Source organism: Streptomyces sp. NPDC058671 (assembly GCF_042716475.1).
Lineage (GTDB): Bacteria > Actinomycetota > Actinomycetes > Streptomycetales > Streptomycetaceae > Streptomyces.
The window spans coordinates 81,410-97,135 of record NZ_JBHXSA010000009.1; the positions used below are offsets into that span (position 1 = coordinate 81,410).

Here is a 15,726-nt window from a genome sequence, read left to right on the forward strand (position 1 = left end):
CCCGTCACCCTCGTCCGGCCTCAGTCGGCTGACAAGGAAGGGCCCGGGGAGGGCGGCAGGAGAGGGCCGCACTCCCACTCCTGGAAGATCAGCCGGGTCTCGACGCGGGCGACCTCGCGGCGCGAGGTGAACTCGTCGAGGACGAGTCGTTGCAGGTCGGCGGGGTCCGCCACAGCCACGTGCACCAGGTAGTCGTCGGGTCCCGTCAGATGGAACAGCGCACGGGACTCCGGCAGGGCCCGGATCCGGTCGACGAACGGACCGATCAGTTCCCGCCGGTGCGGGCGGACCTGGACGAGAAGGAGCGCTTCAAGCCCCCGGCCGAGTTTGGCCGGATCCAGTCGTAGCTGGTGTCCGAGGATGACGCCTGTGCGGCGGAGCCGTGACACCCGGTCCAGGCAGGTGGAGGGCGCCACCCCGACCTCGGCGGCGAGTTCCCGGTAGGTGGTCCGGGCGTCGTTCTGCAGGAGGCGAAGAATGTGCAGATCGACCGCGTCCAGTACGACAGAATCGGCCATCGGTCGAACGTAGCACGGCCTTTTCCCCCTACTTCCCGGTATCCGTTCACAGTGCGGCCATGGACGCCATGGACTACGGCCCCTCGGCCACCCCGAGGGCCCTCGCCACCGAAGCCGTGCACGCCGGCCGCGAAGACCTCGCCTCGCTCGGTCTGCACGCCCCGCCGCTCGACCTGTCCACCACCTACCCCTCGTACGACGCCCGGGCGGAGGCCGCGCGGATCGACGAGTTCGCCACCACCGGCGCCCGGCTCGACGGGCCGCCCGTCTACGCCCGGCTCGACAACCCCACCGTCGCCCGCTTCGAGGAGGCCCTCGCCCGCCTGGAGGGGACCGAGTCCGCCGTCGCCTTCGCCAGCGGCATGGCCGCCCTCACCGCCGTGCTCCTCGCCCGGGCGAGCCAGGGCCTGCGGCACGTCGTGGCGGTCCGCCCGCTGTACGGCTGCAGTGACCACCTCCTCGACGCCGGACTGCTCGGCACCGAGGTGACCTGGACCGATCCCGCGGGCATAGCCGAGGCGATCCGGCCCGACACCGGCCTGGTCATGGTGGAGTCGCCCGCCAACCCGACGCTCGCCGAGGCGGACATCCGCGCCCTCGCCCACTCCTGCGGTTCCGTGCCGCTCCTGGTCGACAACACCTTCGCCACGCCGGTGCTCCAGCGTCCCGTCGAGCAGGGCGCCCGCATCGTGCTGCACAGCGCCACCAAGTACCTGGGCGGGCACGGCGACGTCATGGGCGGAGTCGTCGCCTGTGACGAGGAGTTCGCCCGTACCCTCCGCCAGGTGCGCTTCGCCACCGGCGGCGTGCTGCACCCGCTCGCCGGCTATCTGCTGCTGCGCGGCCTCTCCACCCTGCCCGTACGGGTACGGGCGGCGTCCACCACGGCCGCGGAGCTCGTACGCCGACTGGCCACCGACCCCCGGATCGCCCGGGTCCACTACCCGCGGATCGGTGGCGCGATGGTCGCCTTCGAGGTGTACGGCGACCCGCACGACGTCATCGCCGGCGTCCGGCTCATCACCCCCGCCGTCAGCCTCGGCAGCGTCGACACCCTCATCCAGCACCCGGCCTCCATCAGCCACCGGATCGTGGCCGAGGGCGACCGGCGCTCGGCGGGCGTCAGTGACCGGCTGCTGAGGATGTCGGTCGGTCTCGAGGACGTCGAGGACCTGTGGCGGGATCTGACCGAGGCGCTCAGCGCCCCGGCCGCCGCACTCCCTCGTGCCGCTGCTCCTGCTGCCGTTCCCGTGTCTGTTCCTGCGGCTCCGGGCGGTCGGCCGGTCGCGGTGCCGAGGCCAGCCGGGCAGTGATCACCAGCGTGCCCTCCTCGATCTGGTAGTCGAGGGGCAGGTTCAGTGCCCGCATCGCGGCCACCATCGCCGTGTTGGACGACTGGGTCACGGCGTACACGCTCGCGCAGCCGGCCTCCTCCGCCATCGCGACGAGCCGGCCGAGGAGCTCCGAGCCGATGCCACGGCGCTGCCAGTCGTCCTCCACCATCAGCGCGACCTCCGTCTCGTCGCCGTCCCAGAGGAGATGCCCGAGGGCGACGAGACGGCCGGAGGTCGTCTGCACGGCGAGGGTGCGCCCGAAGCGAGGGCTGAGCAGGTGGTCGAGGTAGCGGTCGGCGTCGCCGACCGGACCGTGGTAGCGCAGGCCGAGGGTGCGGGCCGAGCAGCGGTCGTGCATGGCACGCGCGGCGGGCAGATCGCGCTGGTCGGCGCGGCGGACGGTGATCTCGTTGCCCTCGGGCAGGGTCAGGACGTCATGGCTGCGCGGAACGCGCGGGCCGAGCCGGGCGTCGAGCTCGACGAGGGCGCGGGCACGGGCGAACTCGGTCGGGGTGAAGGGGAGATAGGGCCTCTCCACGATGAGGGTGCCGCCGTCGGGGTCGCGCAGCCGCATCACGGTCTCCTCCAGGACGCCTTCGACCGGGGCGGGTTCACCGGTCGGGCGGCCCGTGAGCGAGACGGCGGGCACGGAGTGCAGGGTGCAGCGGCCGAGGAGCTGGCGCAGTGCGAGCGGCAGTTCGGCGGCGTCGAGCGCGGTGCGGGTGGCGAGGCCGAGGACCCGGGTGGGGGTGTCCACCAGATCGTGGGCGTCGGCCCGCTCGGTCCAGGTGTCACGGCCGCCGGCCGCCGCGGTCTCCCGGGCGAGGGCGTGGGCGGAGAGGTCGGCGGGGGCGCGCAGCAGGAACTCGTCGACCGTGCCGTCGGCGAGCGGATGCGTCTGGAGGGTGAGGATGTCCACGCCCATGCGGGCGAGGACCGTGCACAGGGCGGCGAGGCTGCCCGGGGTGTCCGCGACGGTGGTGCGCATCCGCCACAGCGCGGTCTCGACCGGCACGCCGGGCTCCTCCGGCTGCTCCCTTGCCTCCGCCCGGGGCGCCGCCCCGGCCGGGCGGGTCGCGGGGGAGTGCCCGCCGACGGGGCCGGCGGGCGGCGCATGGCTGTGCCTCCGCGCCCACCAGGTGTGGAAGGCGGCGGTGGCGACCAGCGCGATCGCGGAGAAGACCAGCAGGTAGTGGCCGTCGGGGCCCTTGACGATGGTCTTGGCGATCGTGTCGGCCACCACCACGGCGGTGAACAGGGCGGCGAGTTCGATCAGGTCGTGCCGCCAGTGGTGGGGGCGGCGGGCGCTCTTCGAAGACGTCACATCGGTCATGACCTCACTGTGACCCAGTGGTGTTGCGTGATCACGAACGCTTTGTGACTGACGGGTTAAGCGCCCGTCTGGCAGCTTAAAGGCTGATTGAGGCCGTTTCTGTCGGGATCTGATCGGCCCTCTGACGGAGTGCGTTCCGCAGGCGCCTGGCCTGCACCACCAGCTGCGAGGAACCACGACCCGAGGCCACCGTGTCGAGCCCGGCCACCTCCCCCCGGGCCCCGCACCGCTCCACGGAGTCCGCCGCGACCGCCAGCACCTCGCCGAGCCCGCGCACCGGTACCCGAGCGGAGAGCAGACCCGGCAGCATCGCCGCCAGGACCGCCCACACCGTCCCGTACGCCCCGGTGACCGCCGCCGTCCGGGCCGCGTCCGCCAGCCGGTTCGGCTTCACCGAGCCTTCCGCGACCAGCCACCCCAGCTCCTCGCCGAGCCGCCGGGCGTCCAGCTCGCCCCGCGAGGCCAGGACGAGAACGGCGTCCACCGCGCGCAGCCGGTCGTCGGCGTCCACGCAGCCGAGACCGAACGCCACGGCCAGATGGACCGCCCGGCCGACCGGGCCCTCGGCCTCTGCCAGCGCGGTCAGGGGTTCGGTCAGGCCGCGCGTGTCCCCCTCGACGCAGCCCGCGAGGGTCGGCAGAAGACAGGCCGCGAGGACCTCCCGGTCGGCCGGAAGCACCGGGGACCAGTGCGCGCGGCTGTTCTCCCCGTGGTGGCAGCGGCGCGGGTTCGCCTCCAGAGTGCCGCCCAGCCACCGGAAGGGGGGTGGGAACTCCTCGCGCACGGCGGGGCGGTCGGCGATGTCGACCACGATCCGGTCGATCAGCCACCACGGCATCGAGGACCGGTCCTCGCCCCGCGGGAGGAACCGCACCGACGCGGCCACGGGCGCCTCCTCCCGTAGCCGGGCGGCGAGCCGCCGACCGCCCGTGGTGCCGAGCGCCGCCGCCTCCTCGGCTGCCCGCCCCGCAGAGGGGTCGGTCCGAAGGACCCGGAGCAGAGCCTGCGCGAAGTCGGCCGGAGCGGGCTCGACGTCCGCGTCCCGGTAGCCCCGCAGCCGCTCCACCAGGACCAGCGGATCGATGGCGCCACTGTGCCAGGTCGGCGCGGCCAGGAGGGACGGCAGCGCGGCCGTGCCGATCAGGTCGGCGGCCTCCCACAGGCGCGCGTCGAGGACCCCGGACAGAGCCCGGTGGAGACAGCAGGCCGGGCCGCGCCCGTTCGCCCGGCCGAGACCGACCCGCGTCCGGTCCAGCAGACCGAGCAGCCCCGCGAGCACCACCTCGACCCCGTAGGTGTGGTGCGCGAAGTAGTACGTCTCGTGCCACTCCGGCCGGGGGAAGGTCTGCCGAACCGCCTCCACCACCGTCGCGCGGTCCCGGTGTGCGAGCCGCACCAGCCCGTCGAGCGCCCGCTCGAACGCCACGGGATCCTCGACGAGCCCCTTCGTCACCAGCTCTTCCATCAGCGCCTCGACCGTCGTCGCCGGGGGCGCGACAAGGAGGCGTTCGGGCATCGGCGGCAGGATCTCCTCGTACGGAGCCCCGGCCTCCTCCTCCAGGTCCGTCCCGAACAGGGCCACGGCGGCCGGCCGGTGCGTCGGGCTCAGCAGCCCGGCGGCCTCGGCCAGCTCACGCCGCGCCTGAGGCCCCACCGACGGCAGATGACGGCCCACCAGCTTCAGGGCCCGTTCCTGGACACTTGTGTCCTCGTTCCCGAAGGCCTCCGTCACGGCGGGCAACAGCTCGCCCGCCGCGCCTGGCTCCCGCGCCAGCGCCTTGCCCGCCAGCGTCAACTGCGCCCGCACCAGCTTCTTCTCGGTCCGGAAGAGGACGCCGGCCGTCATCTCGGCCAGAGCCCCGACCGGCAGCGCCCCCACGGCGGCGAGTTCTCCCAGGACGTCCTGGGCGTACCCGGCGACGAGCGACGGCGCGTCAACCGCGATCCCGATCCAGTCCGGGATCCGCTCCCGCAGCTCGGCGGGGGAGGGTTCGAGCAGCCGTACCATCTCCAGCGGGAAACGCAGGTTCCGGACGGGGCCGCCGCGCAGCAGCCGGGACACGCACAGGTCCAGGACCTCACCCCGGTCGAGGACCCCTTCCGCGACGAGCGTGAGCAGCGCCGTGGGCCAGTGCTTCGGCGAGCCGGGACGGACCGTCCGCGTGAACCGCTCAGGGGTCTCGGCCATCGCGAGCGCGTGGGCCACCAGGACGGGCGTCTGCGGGTCCTCCCGGAGCCGCTCCACCAGCAGGTCGTCGGTGATGTGCCGGATCCACCCGAGGACGTAACCGTCCGTCGGGGGGACCGTGTAGCCGGATCGGACCACCAGCCCGTGGAGCAGCGGGTAGCCGTTCTCCGCGACGGCCTGCCTCCTGGCCAGGCGCCCGGCCAGGTCCGCCGCCCACGCCGGGTCCCGCTCGCCCAGCGCGGCGAGGGCGAGAAGGCCGTCCGTCCGCCACATCATCAGATCGCGCGCGCCGAGCCAGCTCGCGGCCGCGGCGACCCCCGTCAGACAGCCGGCGCCCGCCACGTACAGCGCGCTGCGGATGCGGTTCGCCAGGTACGGAGGCGTCCCCCACTGCCCGGCGCGCACCTCGGCGCGCAACACCCTCAGCCGCGCGAGGGCGGCCTTGCGGTCGGCGTCGTCCAACGGTCCCAGAAGAGCCGGCACCTCCGCGGCCAGGCCCGCGCGCACCGCCGCGAGCAGCTTCTCGACCCCGGAGGCTGCCTCCGTGGCGCTGCCCGGGCCTGTCTCCGTGCCGACCTCCGCGCCGTCACCCGTCACGATCCCCACGCCCCGTCCCGTCCCGTTGTCCACGCCGCCCCCCCCATGGTGTCCTCCGCCCCCTGCCGCCCCGACCGGGCCCTGTCATCGCACCGCACCGGCGTTCGTCGCGCCCGCTCCGGCGCCCGCCCCCGTGCTGCTTCCGCCCGCTCCGGCGCCCGTCCCTGTGCCTCCCCCGGCGCCCGCCGCCGCCGTCCCGCCGCCTGTCCCCGTGCCGCTTCCGCCCCCTCCGGCGCCCGCCCCCGCGCCTGCCCCGGCGCCCGTCCCCGTGCGCCGCCCTCGCCGGAGAAGCCCCGCGCGGGGTCGGGGGACAATGACAGCGTCAGCCGCATACCGGGGAGGACCGCCTCCCAGGCGCTCGCCGTCGCCGGCGTGCCGTCCTGCACCGGGGGGCCGTACACCCGCAGGCCCGTCGCGTGCCGGAGCACCCGCTCCAGGGCGATCAGCCGGTCGTGCCCCGGCAGGCACACGGCGCCGGGGCCCGGCCGGGTCGTCGGACGGCCCACCGGCAGGTGCAGCGGATCGTCCCCCGTCATCCGCGACAGCGCCTCCCGCGGCGGATCGTCGACGTCGGCTTCGGTGGTGCCGTGGCCCGTCTCCGTACCCCCGAGTCGCTCGGCGAGCACGTCCAGGCGCGCGTACACCCCGCCGCAGCCGGAGAAGGACCCGAACCGCAGCCGGTCCCCGCTCCCCGTCACCACCGGGTCCAGCGACCCGGGCCGCATCCGCTGGTGGTAGCGGGCCGCGGCCACGTCGGCGACCCCGAGCAGCCCTCGGGCCGCGACCTGCGGAGAGGCCGGGAAGCCCGAGAAGAAGCGGGGTTGGGCCTCGGCACCCCGGGGCGTGAGGCCCCCCGCCGTCTGCGGACCGAGCAGCCGGCCGGCGCCCGCGGACTGCAGCGCGGACGGGCGGACGTAGGCGAGCGCCTGCACGGATCGGGTCATGGATACGACGGTAGGACCCGCCACTGACAACCACCCGGACCGAAGCCTCCTCGCCGCCTCCGACCAGGCGTTACGGTCCTGGCGCCGCCCGTCGCCGGCCCGCTGTCACTGCCCGACGCGCCCCGGCCGCAGCACCTTGCTGAACAGCACCGCTCCGCCCTCGGCCCGCAGGCGCACCGTCAGCTCCCCGCTGTGGCCGTCGATGTCGACCTCCCCGAAGTACTGCGGGCTCTCCATCGGAGACAGGTTGGCCCGCTCCGGCGCCCGGACGAACACCCGCTCCGGGCCGAAGGTCGCGTCGAGGGCGTTCGCCGGGAAACCGCCCGCCGCCAGCGGCCCCGACACGAACTCCCAGAAGGGTGCGAAGTCCTGGAAGGCCGCCCGCTCGGGCGCGTAGTGCTGCGCCGATGTGTGGTGCACGTCCGCCGTCAGCCACAGCGTCCCGGTGATCCGCCGGTGCTTGACGAACCGCAGCAGTTCCGCGATCTGCAGTTCACGGCCCAGCGGCGCGCCCGGGTCACCCTGCGCGATCGCCTCGAAGTCCGCCGCGCCGTCCGGTACGACCAGGCCCAGGGGCATGTCCGCCGCGAGGACCTTCCACACCGCGTTCGACGCGGCCAGCTCCCGCTTGAGCCAGGCCAGCTGGGCGGCGCCGAGAATGCCCGTGGTGTCGTCGGCCTGCCGGCCGGGGGAGTTGGCGTTCCGGTGGGAGCGCATGTCGAGCACGAACACGTCGAGGAGCGGTCCGTACCGCACGACGCGGTGCATCCGGCGCTCGCGACCGTCCCCGCGCGCGTGGAGGGTGGAAACCGGCGTGTACTCGCCGAAGGCGCGCAGGGCCCGGGCGGCCAGGACGTCCACGTCCTTCTCCGTGTAGCGCGCGTCGTCCAGGATCTGGCCCGGGTACCAGTTGTTGCGCACCTCGTGGTCGTCCCACTGCACCACCGACGGCACCTGCGCGTTGAACGCCCGGACGTTGTGGTCGAGCAGGTTGTAGCGGAAGTTGCCCCGGTACTCGTCGAGCGTCTCCGCGACCTTGGACTTCTCCGGCGTCGTCACGTTCCGCCAGATCCGGCCGTCGGGCAGCGTCACGCTCGGCGGGATCACCCCGTCCGCGTAGATCGAGTCGCCGCTGCACAGGAAGAAGTCCGGGTCGAGGCGGCGCATCTCCTCGTACGCGCGGAAGCCGCCGATGTCCGGGTTGATGCCCCAGCCCTGCCCGGCGATGTCGCCCGACCACAGGAAGCGCACCCCGTCCCGGCGACGGTCGGGGGCCGTGCGGAAGGTGCCGGTCAGGGGCTCGCCCGTACGTCGCGGATCGTCCGGGTCGGCGAGGGTGACCCGGTAGTGGATCTGCTCACCCGCCGGCAGGCCGCGCAGCGCGGTGGTGCCGGTGAAGTCCGTGCCCGAGCCGATCAGGGGCCCCCGGTGGCGGCGGACACGGCGGAACGACTCGCTCGCGGAGGTCTCGACGAGCATCCGCGCCGGGCGGTCCGACCTCACCCACACCAGACCGGAGGACGTCGTGACGTCGCCGGTCTGCACCCCCCACCCGGCGCGGGGGCGGCCCGAAAGCGCGAACGCCGGGGCGCCGAGACCGGTGCCGCCGAGGGTGAGCGCCGCCGAGGCGGCCAGCGAGCCGCGCAGCACGCTGCGGCGGGCGGGGGAGGGGGAAGGTCCGGGTGCGGACTGGGACATGGAGGGTCCTCCGAGGCGGTGTCCGGGCGGGGGCGGTGCGTCGCCCCATGCCTAACGGCCGGGGACGGCGCCCACACGAACCCCGCGTGAACAGATCATCGGGCACCCGCACCGGATCCCGCGCGCACGCCGCACCTCATGGCCCTGAGCCCACCGTTCCCGTACCCCGCCGGCCCCCGCAGCCCCTGAGCAACCACCCGCCGTTCCCGTACCCCGCCGGCCCCCGCAGCCCCTGGGCTCCCGCACCCCAGCCCCGCTCGCACGCCGCACCCCGCCCCGTTCCCCGCACGCCTCACTCCCGCCCGACCGCCTCCGCCACCAGCCGGATCCCGGTCGTCACCGCCGACGCCGTCAGGTGCGCGTACCCGATGACCAGCCGTACGTCCTGATCGGCCCGCCGCCCGGTCCCGTAGTCCTCCAGGGGCCGCAGCGCCACCCCCCTCTCCGCCGCCCGCGCGAGGAACCGCTCCGGCGGCCCGAAATCAGCCGGCACGCGCGCGATGACGTGCAGTCCGGCAGCGATGCCGCTCACCCGGGTGCCGGGCAGGTGCTCCGCGAGCGCGGCGAGCAGGGCGTCCCGCCGCTCCCGGTAGGCGCGTTGGCTGCGCCGCAGCTGACGGTCGTACCCGCCCCGCGTCACGAACTCCGCGAGGACCGCCTGGTCGAGTACGGGGTTGCCGAGGTCCATCGTCCGCTTGCGCTCGACCACCTCCCCGAGCAGCGCCTCGGGGACGAGCATCCAGCCGAGCCGCAGACCGGGCGCGAGTGACTTGCTGACCGAGCCCGCGTAGGCGACCCGCTCCGGATCGAGGCCCTGGAGGGCGCCCACGGGCGTCCTGTCGTACCGGTAGTCGCCGTCGTAGTCGTCCTCCAGGACGTATCCGTCCACCGCCCGCGCCCAGTCGAGGAGTTCCGCGCGGCGCTCGGCCGACCAGCTGATCCCGGACGGGAACTGGTGCGAGGGCGTCACGACCACGGCCCGCACTCCGGAGGCGGTGAGCGGCCCCGTCCGCAGCCCTTCCCCGTCCAGGGGCAGCCACACCGTGCCCAGGCCGGTCGAGGCGAACAGCCGCCCGTGCTCCGGGCTGCCGGGATCCTCGATTCCGACCGTGTCGAACCCCCGTGCCCGCAGGACGAAACCGAACAGCGTCGACGCCTGCGCGACGCCGGAACAGACCACGAGCCGCTCCGGATCGGCCACCACGCCCCGGCGCCTGATCAGCATCCCGGCCAGCGTCTCCCGCAGCTCCGGCAGCCCCCGCGGGTCCGGATACCCGAGCGCCTGGTGGGGGAGCCGCGCCAGGACGGCACGCTGCGCCGCCGCCCACCCGGCCCTCGGGAAGAGCGAGAGGTCGGGGGTCCCGGGGCGGAAGTCCACCCGGACCCGGGACGCCCCCGGGGCCAGGTCGTAGGCTCTGCTCACGGCCGCCCTCGCCGCCTCGCCCACCCAGGTGCCCGCGCCCCGGTCGCTGCGCAGGTACCCCTCGGCTGTGAGCTGCTCGTACGCCTCGGTGACGAGGCCACGGGAGACGCCCAGGTCGGCCGCGAGTTCACGCGTGGACGGCAGCCGGGTCCCGGCCACGAGCCGCCCCGCACGCACCGCCTCCCGCAGCGCCTCCTGAAGGGCACGGCCGCGCCGCCGCGCCGGGGCGCCGACGGCCGGCAGAAGCAACTCCCAGGCCGCCTGCCCGCGCCCGCCGCCCTCGCCGCCGCTCCCGACCCCGACGCCATCGATCCCGCCCCCGGTCCCACCCTGGCCGTTCATACCGTGGCCGTCCCTTTCGCCGTCCGCCTCGGCGGGCCGGCCGAAGTGGTCCCCGATGACGTGACAGGAGTGGACCTTAACCGGGGCCGCGCCTCTTCCTAACGTCGGAGTCATGAATGTGAACGCCCTGCGCGGGGTCCTCCTGGTCACCCTTGCCTACGCCCTCGTCGGCGCCTCCTTCACCGCGAACAGCCTCCTCGGCGCGTACCCGTACGCGGGCGGTCAGGCGCTCCGCTACGGCGCCGCCTGCCTGCTGCTGCTCCCCCTGCTCGGTCGCGGCGGGCTCGCCCCGCTGCGCACCCTGACCATCCGTCACTGGCTGCGGCTCGCCGCCCTCGCGGGCGTCGGCATGGTCGGCTTCAACATGGCGGTCCTCGCCGCCGAGCGGACGGCCGAGCCGGCTGTCCCCGGTGTCCTGGTCGGCTGCGCCCCCGTCGTCGTCGCCGTCCTGGTCCCTCTGATCGAGGGGCGCAGGCCCGCCCCCGCCGTGCTGTACGGGGCGCTGCTCGTCGCCGCCGGTGCCTTCACCGTGCAGGGCTGGGGCCGGACGGACCTCGCCGGGATCGGCTGGTCGGTGGCGGCGCTCGTGGGCGAGGTGGGGTTCACGGTGCTGGCCGTCCCGGTGCTCCGGCTGCTCGGCCCGAAGCTGCTGACGGCCGCTGTCTGCGGGATCGGCGCGGCCGAAGCGGCGCTCGTGGGGCTCGTGGTGGACGGGGCCGCGTGGGTGCGCATGCCGACGGGCGTGGAAGCGGGCGCTCTGGTCTGGCAGGCGGTCCTGGCCACGGTGGTCGGCTTCGTCCTCTTCTACATGGGTGTCCAGCGGGTCGGCATGGAAAGGGCCACGCTCTTCACCGGCGCGATCCCGGTCGCCGCCGCGCTGAGCGCCGTGCTGGTCGCGGGCGCCGCCTTCGGACTGCCGCAGGCGGTCGGGAGCCTGCTCGTGGGGGCCGGCGCCGCCGTCGGCACTGGCCTGTTCACCCGTACGTCCCGGCGGCTCTCAGACCCGGCTGCCGTCCAGGACCACGCGCGCGACGAGCGCCGGATCGTCGCTCATGGGCACGTGGCCGCAGCCGGGCAGCCGGACGAGTCGCGCGCGGGGCAGGGTGTGCTTGGCGCGGACGCCCTGGCGGGGAAGGAGCAGCCGGTCGCGGGTGCCCCAGGCGACGGTGACGGGGACCTCGGGCACGTCGTCGCGGAAGCGCACGGACCCGCCGGCCGCCAGGGTCTGCCGGAAGCCGTCGGCGCCCCGCAGCGCGAGCGTCTCGGCGTAGACCGCCTCGGGTGAGCGGCGTCCGGGGCGCGCGTAGATGCTGCTGGTGAGGGCGGTGCGTCCGGCGGGGGTGCGGGAGAGGCGCTCGATCACCGGCACCGGCAGGGACCGGGCCGCGCCCCGCATCGCCCGGAGCGTCACGAAGGCGTACCGCCGCTCGCCCTCCGACCAGAAACCGGCGGGGGAGAGCGCGGTGACGGAGCGCACCCGCTTCTCCCGGCCGAGTTCCAGGGCGAGCAGTCCGCCGAGCGAGTTCCCCGCCACGTGCGGGCGTTCGACGCCGAGGGCCGCGCAGAACGCGTCGAGCACGCGGCAGACGGTGGACAGGTCGTACGGGGAGCCGTCGGGCAGTTCGTCGGAGGCGCCGAAGCCCGGCAGGTCGACGGCGATCACGTCCCGTTCGGCGGCCAGGAGGTCCAGGACGGGTTCCCACGCCTGCCAGTGGTGTCCGATCCCGTGCAGGAGCAGCAACGGTTCCCCCGCACCCCGGCGTTCGTAGGTGAGGGACGCCGAGCGGGGACCCGCGGGGGTCGCGATCGGGAACGTGATCCGTGCGGGCATGCGGACTCCCAGTCCTGGAGCTTGTCAGACGTCCTGTCAGTAAGAATTACCGGTCAGTAGCCCGGAGTTCAAGACCCCGTCCGGAACTGGACAGAGGGGGGAAGGTGGGCTGGGATGGAGCGGTGCCCACCGACATGCAGACCGACGCCCTGACCGAACTCTTCGAGGAGCACCGCCCGATGCTCCTCGGCGTCGCCTACCGGATGCTCGGCCGCGCCGCCGACGCCGAGGACGTCGTCCAGGAGGCCTGGCTGCGCTGGACGGCCGAGGACCGGGCAGCCGTCCGCGAGCCCCGCGCCTTCCTCGTCCGCATCACGGCGAGGCTCGCCATCGACCGGCTCCGACAGGCGCAGGCACGCCGTGAGGCCTACGTCGGCCCGTGGCTTCCCGAGCCCGTCGTCACCGACTTCGGCCCGTCCGCCCCCGACACCGCCGAGCGCGCCCTGCTCGCCGACTCCGTCTCGCTCGCCGTCCTCGTCGTCCTGGAGTCCCTCTCCCCGCTGGAGCGGGCCGTCTTCGTGCTGCGGGAGGCCTTCGGCTTCCCGTACGGGGAGATCGCCACCGCCCTCGACCGCTCCGAGGCGGCCGTGCGGCAGCTGGCGGGGCGCGCACGGCGCCACGTCGACGAGAGGAAACCGCGCTACGACGTCGATCCGACCGAGCGCCGAAACCTGACCGAACGTTTCCTCGCCGCGGCGTCGGGCGGCGATCTCGGGGGACTCCTCGCCCTGCTCGCCCCGGACGTGCGCCTCGTCGGCGACAGCGGCGGCAAGGCCAGGACACCTCGGCGGATCATCGAGGGCTCCGACAAGGTCGGGCGCTTCCTCGCCGCCACGTCCCGGCGGGCCGACGAGATGTACGAGCTGCGGTTCATCGAGAGCAACGGTGCTCCCGCCGTCCTCGTCCTCGCCGAGGGGCGGCCCGACACCCTGGTGCAGATCGAGGCGCGCGACGGACGCGTCCAGTGCGTCTACATCGTCCGAAACCCCGACAAGCTCCAGGGCCTCGCCGTCCCCGACGGACGCTGACCCCCGCGCGGCACGTGGCCCCGCCTTCCTCTCCGGGAGGCGGGGCCTTGTGCTGCGCCGGGCTCACGGGGGCGCGAACGTCCTGTGAACGATCTAGGTCAGAGGGTCACATTCGGGGGCGTTCGACGGAGGATTGGTCTTGACCAAGGGGGTGGCTCGCCTTATGGTCGCAGAGTTAGTGCAGGAACCTTTAATAAACAAGGGCGCGGAAACGCCGCGGGACACGGCGAAATGCGGAGGATCAGGGTGGGGACCACGCAGCTGGCATCGGTACCGGAGCCGAAGTACCAGCACCTCAAGACAGTGATCGGCGAAGCGCTCGACTCGGACTTCGCGGTCGGGGAGATCCTCCCCAACGAGCGCGAGCTGGCGGCACGCTTCGGCGTCGCCCGTGCCACGCTCCGTCAGGCCCTGGAGCAGCTGGAGCTCGAAGGCCGGCTCCAGCGCCGCCGCGGCGTCGGCACCACGGTCGCCCCGCCGCGCGTCGGCGTCGACGTCTCCACCACCCAGCACACGTGGCCGGGCGTCGGTGACGAGGCCTGGCAGTCCCTGGACTCCGCCTCCGACGTGGCCCCCGCGGCCGTCGCGCGCGTCCTGGAGACGAGCGCCGAGGACCGGGTGCACATCGTCCGCCGCCTCCGCGTCAGCCAGGGCCAGCCCGTCGCCGCCGAGCTGCTGTACGTGCCCGTGGGATCCGTCCCCGGCCTCAGCGCCATCGACGCCCCCGCCGGGGCGGCGCGCGCCCGCGCGGTGCTGCGGGAACTCCAGCACCTCGCCCTCGACGGCCAGGACCGCTCCGTGGAGCTCGGTTCCGCCCGTGCCGACGACGCCAAGGAGCTCGACCGGCTGCCGGGCGCGCCCGTGCTCGTCGTGACGACCCGCTACCTGTCCGCGGGGCGAACCGCAGCCGTTTCCGTGGCCACCTACCGCGCCGACACCTGCCGTCTGACCTTCGGCGACTCCGGCGACCTGGTCATGGCCTCGTAGGGCCCACGCCCGGCGCTCCCCGCGGGAGCACCCCGCGGTCCGGCGCGCCCACGCCCGAGTGCTCGCCGCCCGAAGCACCCGCGGCCGGCGCGCCCACGTCGAAAGCGCCCACGCCCTGAACGCCGCCCGGCCCGGCGGCCCCCGGCCGAAGCGCCCCCGCCCGTCGGCCCGTCGGCCCGTCGCAGGACAGACCGTGTCTAGCGGCGGGCCGTCACCGTGCCGTCGACCGCGAACAGCTGCTCCTCGACGTGGTCGAGGGCGAGCCGCAGCGCACCCGTGCCCACCGCCGCCTCGCCGAGCAGGGACAGCACCACCCGCGGCGGCCGCAGACAGAACCGGGCCAGTTCGTCCCGGAGCGGCTGCAGCACCCCGTCCAGGCCGGCCGCCCAGCCGCCGACGACCACCAGCTCGGGGTCGATCGCGAGCACCAGCGCCGCCACGTCGTGCACGAGCCGCTGGATGAACCGCTCCACCGCGGCCTCCGCGCGCGCGTCGCCCTCGCGGGCCAGCGCGAAGACCTTCGCGACCGCCTGCTCGTCCAGCGGGTGCAGCGGCTCGTCCGTGGTCGAGAGCAGGTGCTCGGGGGTGACGCCACGGCCGAGGAGGTGCAGGGCGCCGATCTCCCCGGCCGCGCCGCCGAAGCCCCGGTGCAGCCGCCCGCCGATCAGCGAACCGGCCCCCGGGCTCAGTCCGGCCAGGACGAAGACGATGTCGTCGGAGTCGGTCGCGGCACCCTTCCAGTGCTCGGCGACGGCCGCCGCGTTCGCGTCGTTCTCCACGATCACCGGGCAGCGGAAGGAGCGCCGCAGTCGCTCGCCGAGCGCGAGGCCGGTCCAGCCGGGCAGGGCCGTACCCAGGCGGACGGTTCCGTCGGCCTCCACGATGCCGGGGGTGCCGACGCCGACGGCCCGCAGATTGGACCGGGCGACCCCGGCCCTGCGCAGCACGTCCGCGACGACCGTACGGACCCGGTCGAGGCGCTCGTCCTCGGGTGCCGTCTCCGACACCTCGCGCGATCCGGCGCCGATGATCCGCCCGTCCAGACCGGAGAGCAGGGCGGCCACCCGGTGCGGGCCGATCTCGATACCGAGCAGATGACCGGCCTCCGCACGGAAACGGAACCTCCGCGCCGGACGTCCCTGCCGCCGGGCCTCCCCCTCCTCGGGGGCCGACTCGACGACGAGACCGCCTTCCATGAGCCCTTCGACGACGCCTTCGACCGTGGGCCGCGAGAGGCCCGTGATCCGGGTCAGATCGGTCAGCGTGGGCGCGTCGGCGCCACGCAGCGCATGGAGTACCACCGCGGAGTTGATCCGCCGCAGCAGAGACGGATCCCCGCCGGTCAGCCGCCCCACAGTGTGTCCTTCCAGCTCGTGCACCTCTTCGGGCGGATGGTACTCAATGGGCCCGGTCGCGGCGAGTGCCGCCCCGGCCGGGGGACCGCCGCGGCTCGCGCCCTCCTCCTGACGGAACGCCAACTGTCAGTGGGGGCCGCTTTACTGG

The 15,726-nt window shown here is 74.6% G+C and carries 10 protein-coding genes and 2 pseudogenes; 4 read left to right on the forward strand and 8 right to left on the reverse strand.

The genetic code is table 11. The features are described 5' to 3' along the window. Window positions 1–20: 20 nt before the first annotated feature. Window positions 21–518, reverse strand: coding sequence for an Lrp/AsnC family transcriptional regulator (locus ACFWV2_RS13680; RefSeq protein ID WP_384405170.1), 498 nt, complete (start codon window positions 516–518; stop codon window positions 21–23). A gap of 59 nt (window positions 519–577) precedes the next feature. On the opposite strand from ACFWV2_RS13680, the gene ACFWV2_RS13685 reads away from it, so the two are divergent. Then, entirely contained in the window at window positions 578–1,831 is a 1,254-nt protein-coding gene (locus ACFWV2_RS13685; RefSeq protein WP_384405171.1) for a trans-sulfuration enzyme family protein, read from the forward strand. On the opposite strand, the gene ACFWV2_RS13690 is transcribed toward ACFWV2_RS13685, so the two are convergent. From ACFWV2_RS13690 to ACFWV2_RS13710, 5 genes and pseudogenes are all read right to left on the reverse strand, one after another. Continuing rightward, window positions 1,716–3,185, reverse strand: coding sequence for a GNAT family N-acetyltransferase (locus tag ACFWV2_RS13690; RefSeq protein ID WP_384405172.1), 1,470 nt, complete (start codon window positions 3,183–3,185; stop codon window positions 1,716–1,718). The genes ACFWV2_RS13685 and ACFWV2_RS13690 overlap by 116 nt on opposite strands. A gap of 76 nt (window positions 3,186–3,261) precedes the next feature. Continuing rightward, entirely contained in the window at window positions 3,262–5,979 is a 2,718-nt protein-coding gene (locus ACFWV2_RS13695) for a DUF6493 family protein (RefSeq protein WP_384405173.1), read from the reverse strand. A 44-nt stretch (window positions 5,980–6,023) separates the two neighbouring features. Beyond that, window positions 6,024–6,914 (reverse strand): annotated as a pseudogene (locus tag ACFWV2_RS13700) (hypothetical protein); the annotation flags it as partial. Between the two features lie 105 nt (window positions 6,915–7,019). After that, window positions 7,020–8,612 carry an alkaline phosphatase D family protein gene (locus ACFWV2_RS13705; protein WP_384405174.1) on the reverse strand — a complete coding sequence of 531 codons (1,593 nt, stop codon included), beginning with the start codon at window positions 8,610–8,612 and terminating at the stop codon, window positions 7,020–7,022. A gap of 292 nt (window positions 8,613–8,904) precedes the next feature. After that, window positions 8,905–10,377 carry a PLP-dependent aminotransferase family protein gene (locus tag ACFWV2_RS13710; protein WP_384405175.1) on the reverse strand — a complete coding sequence of 491 codons (1,473 nt, stop codon included), beginning with the start codon at window positions 10,375–10,377 and terminating at the stop codon, window positions 8,905–8,907. Window positions 10,378–10,489: 112 nt separating this feature from the next. Here ACFWV2_RS13710 and ACFWV2_RS13715 point away from each other — a divergent pair. Further along, window positions 10,490–11,326 (forward strand): annotated as a pseudogene (locus ACFWV2_RS13715) (EamA family transporter); the annotation flags it as partial. 48 nt (window positions 11,327–11,374) lie between these two features. Here ACFWV2_RS13715 and ACFWV2_RS13720 read toward each other — a convergent pair. Beyond that, window positions 11,375–12,208, reverse strand: a complete 834-nt coding sequence (locus tag ACFWV2_RS13720; RefSeq protein ID WP_384405176.1) for an alpha/beta fold hydrolase — start codon at window positions 12,206–12,208, stop codon at window positions 11,375–11,377. A 134-nt stretch (window positions 12,209–12,342) separates the two neighbouring features. Between ACFWV2_RS13720 and ACFWV2_RS13725 the strand changes: the two genes are divergently transcribed. Together ACFWV2_RS13725 and ACFWV2_RS13730 are read left to right on the forward strand one after the other, a co-directional pair. Further along, on the forward strand, window positions 12,343–13,236 hold the full coding sequence (locus ACFWV2_RS13725; protein ID WP_384405332.1) for an RNA polymerase sigma-70 factor: 894 nt from the start codon (window positions 12,343–12,345) through the stop codon (window positions 13,234–13,236). A 246-nt stretch (window positions 13,237–13,482) separates the two neighbouring features. After that, a complete protein-coding gene (locus ACFWV2_RS13730; protein WP_384405177.1) occupies window positions 13,483–14,223 on the forward strand; it encodes a GntR family transcriptional regulator in 741 nt (246 codons plus the stop codon). 197 nt (window positions 14,224–14,420) lie between these two features. Here the strand turns inward: ACFWV2_RS13730 and ACFWV2_RS13735 are convergent, their stop codons facing one another. Continuing rightward, the gene (locus tag ACFWV2_RS13735) at window positions 14,421–15,578 is read right to left on the reverse strand and encodes an ROK family transcriptional regulator (RefSeq protein ID WP_360791458.1); all 1,158 of its coding nucleotides are present in this window, start codon (window positions 15,576–15,578) and stop codon (window positions 14,421–14,423) included. Window positions 15,579–15,726: the final 148 nt, after the last annotated feature.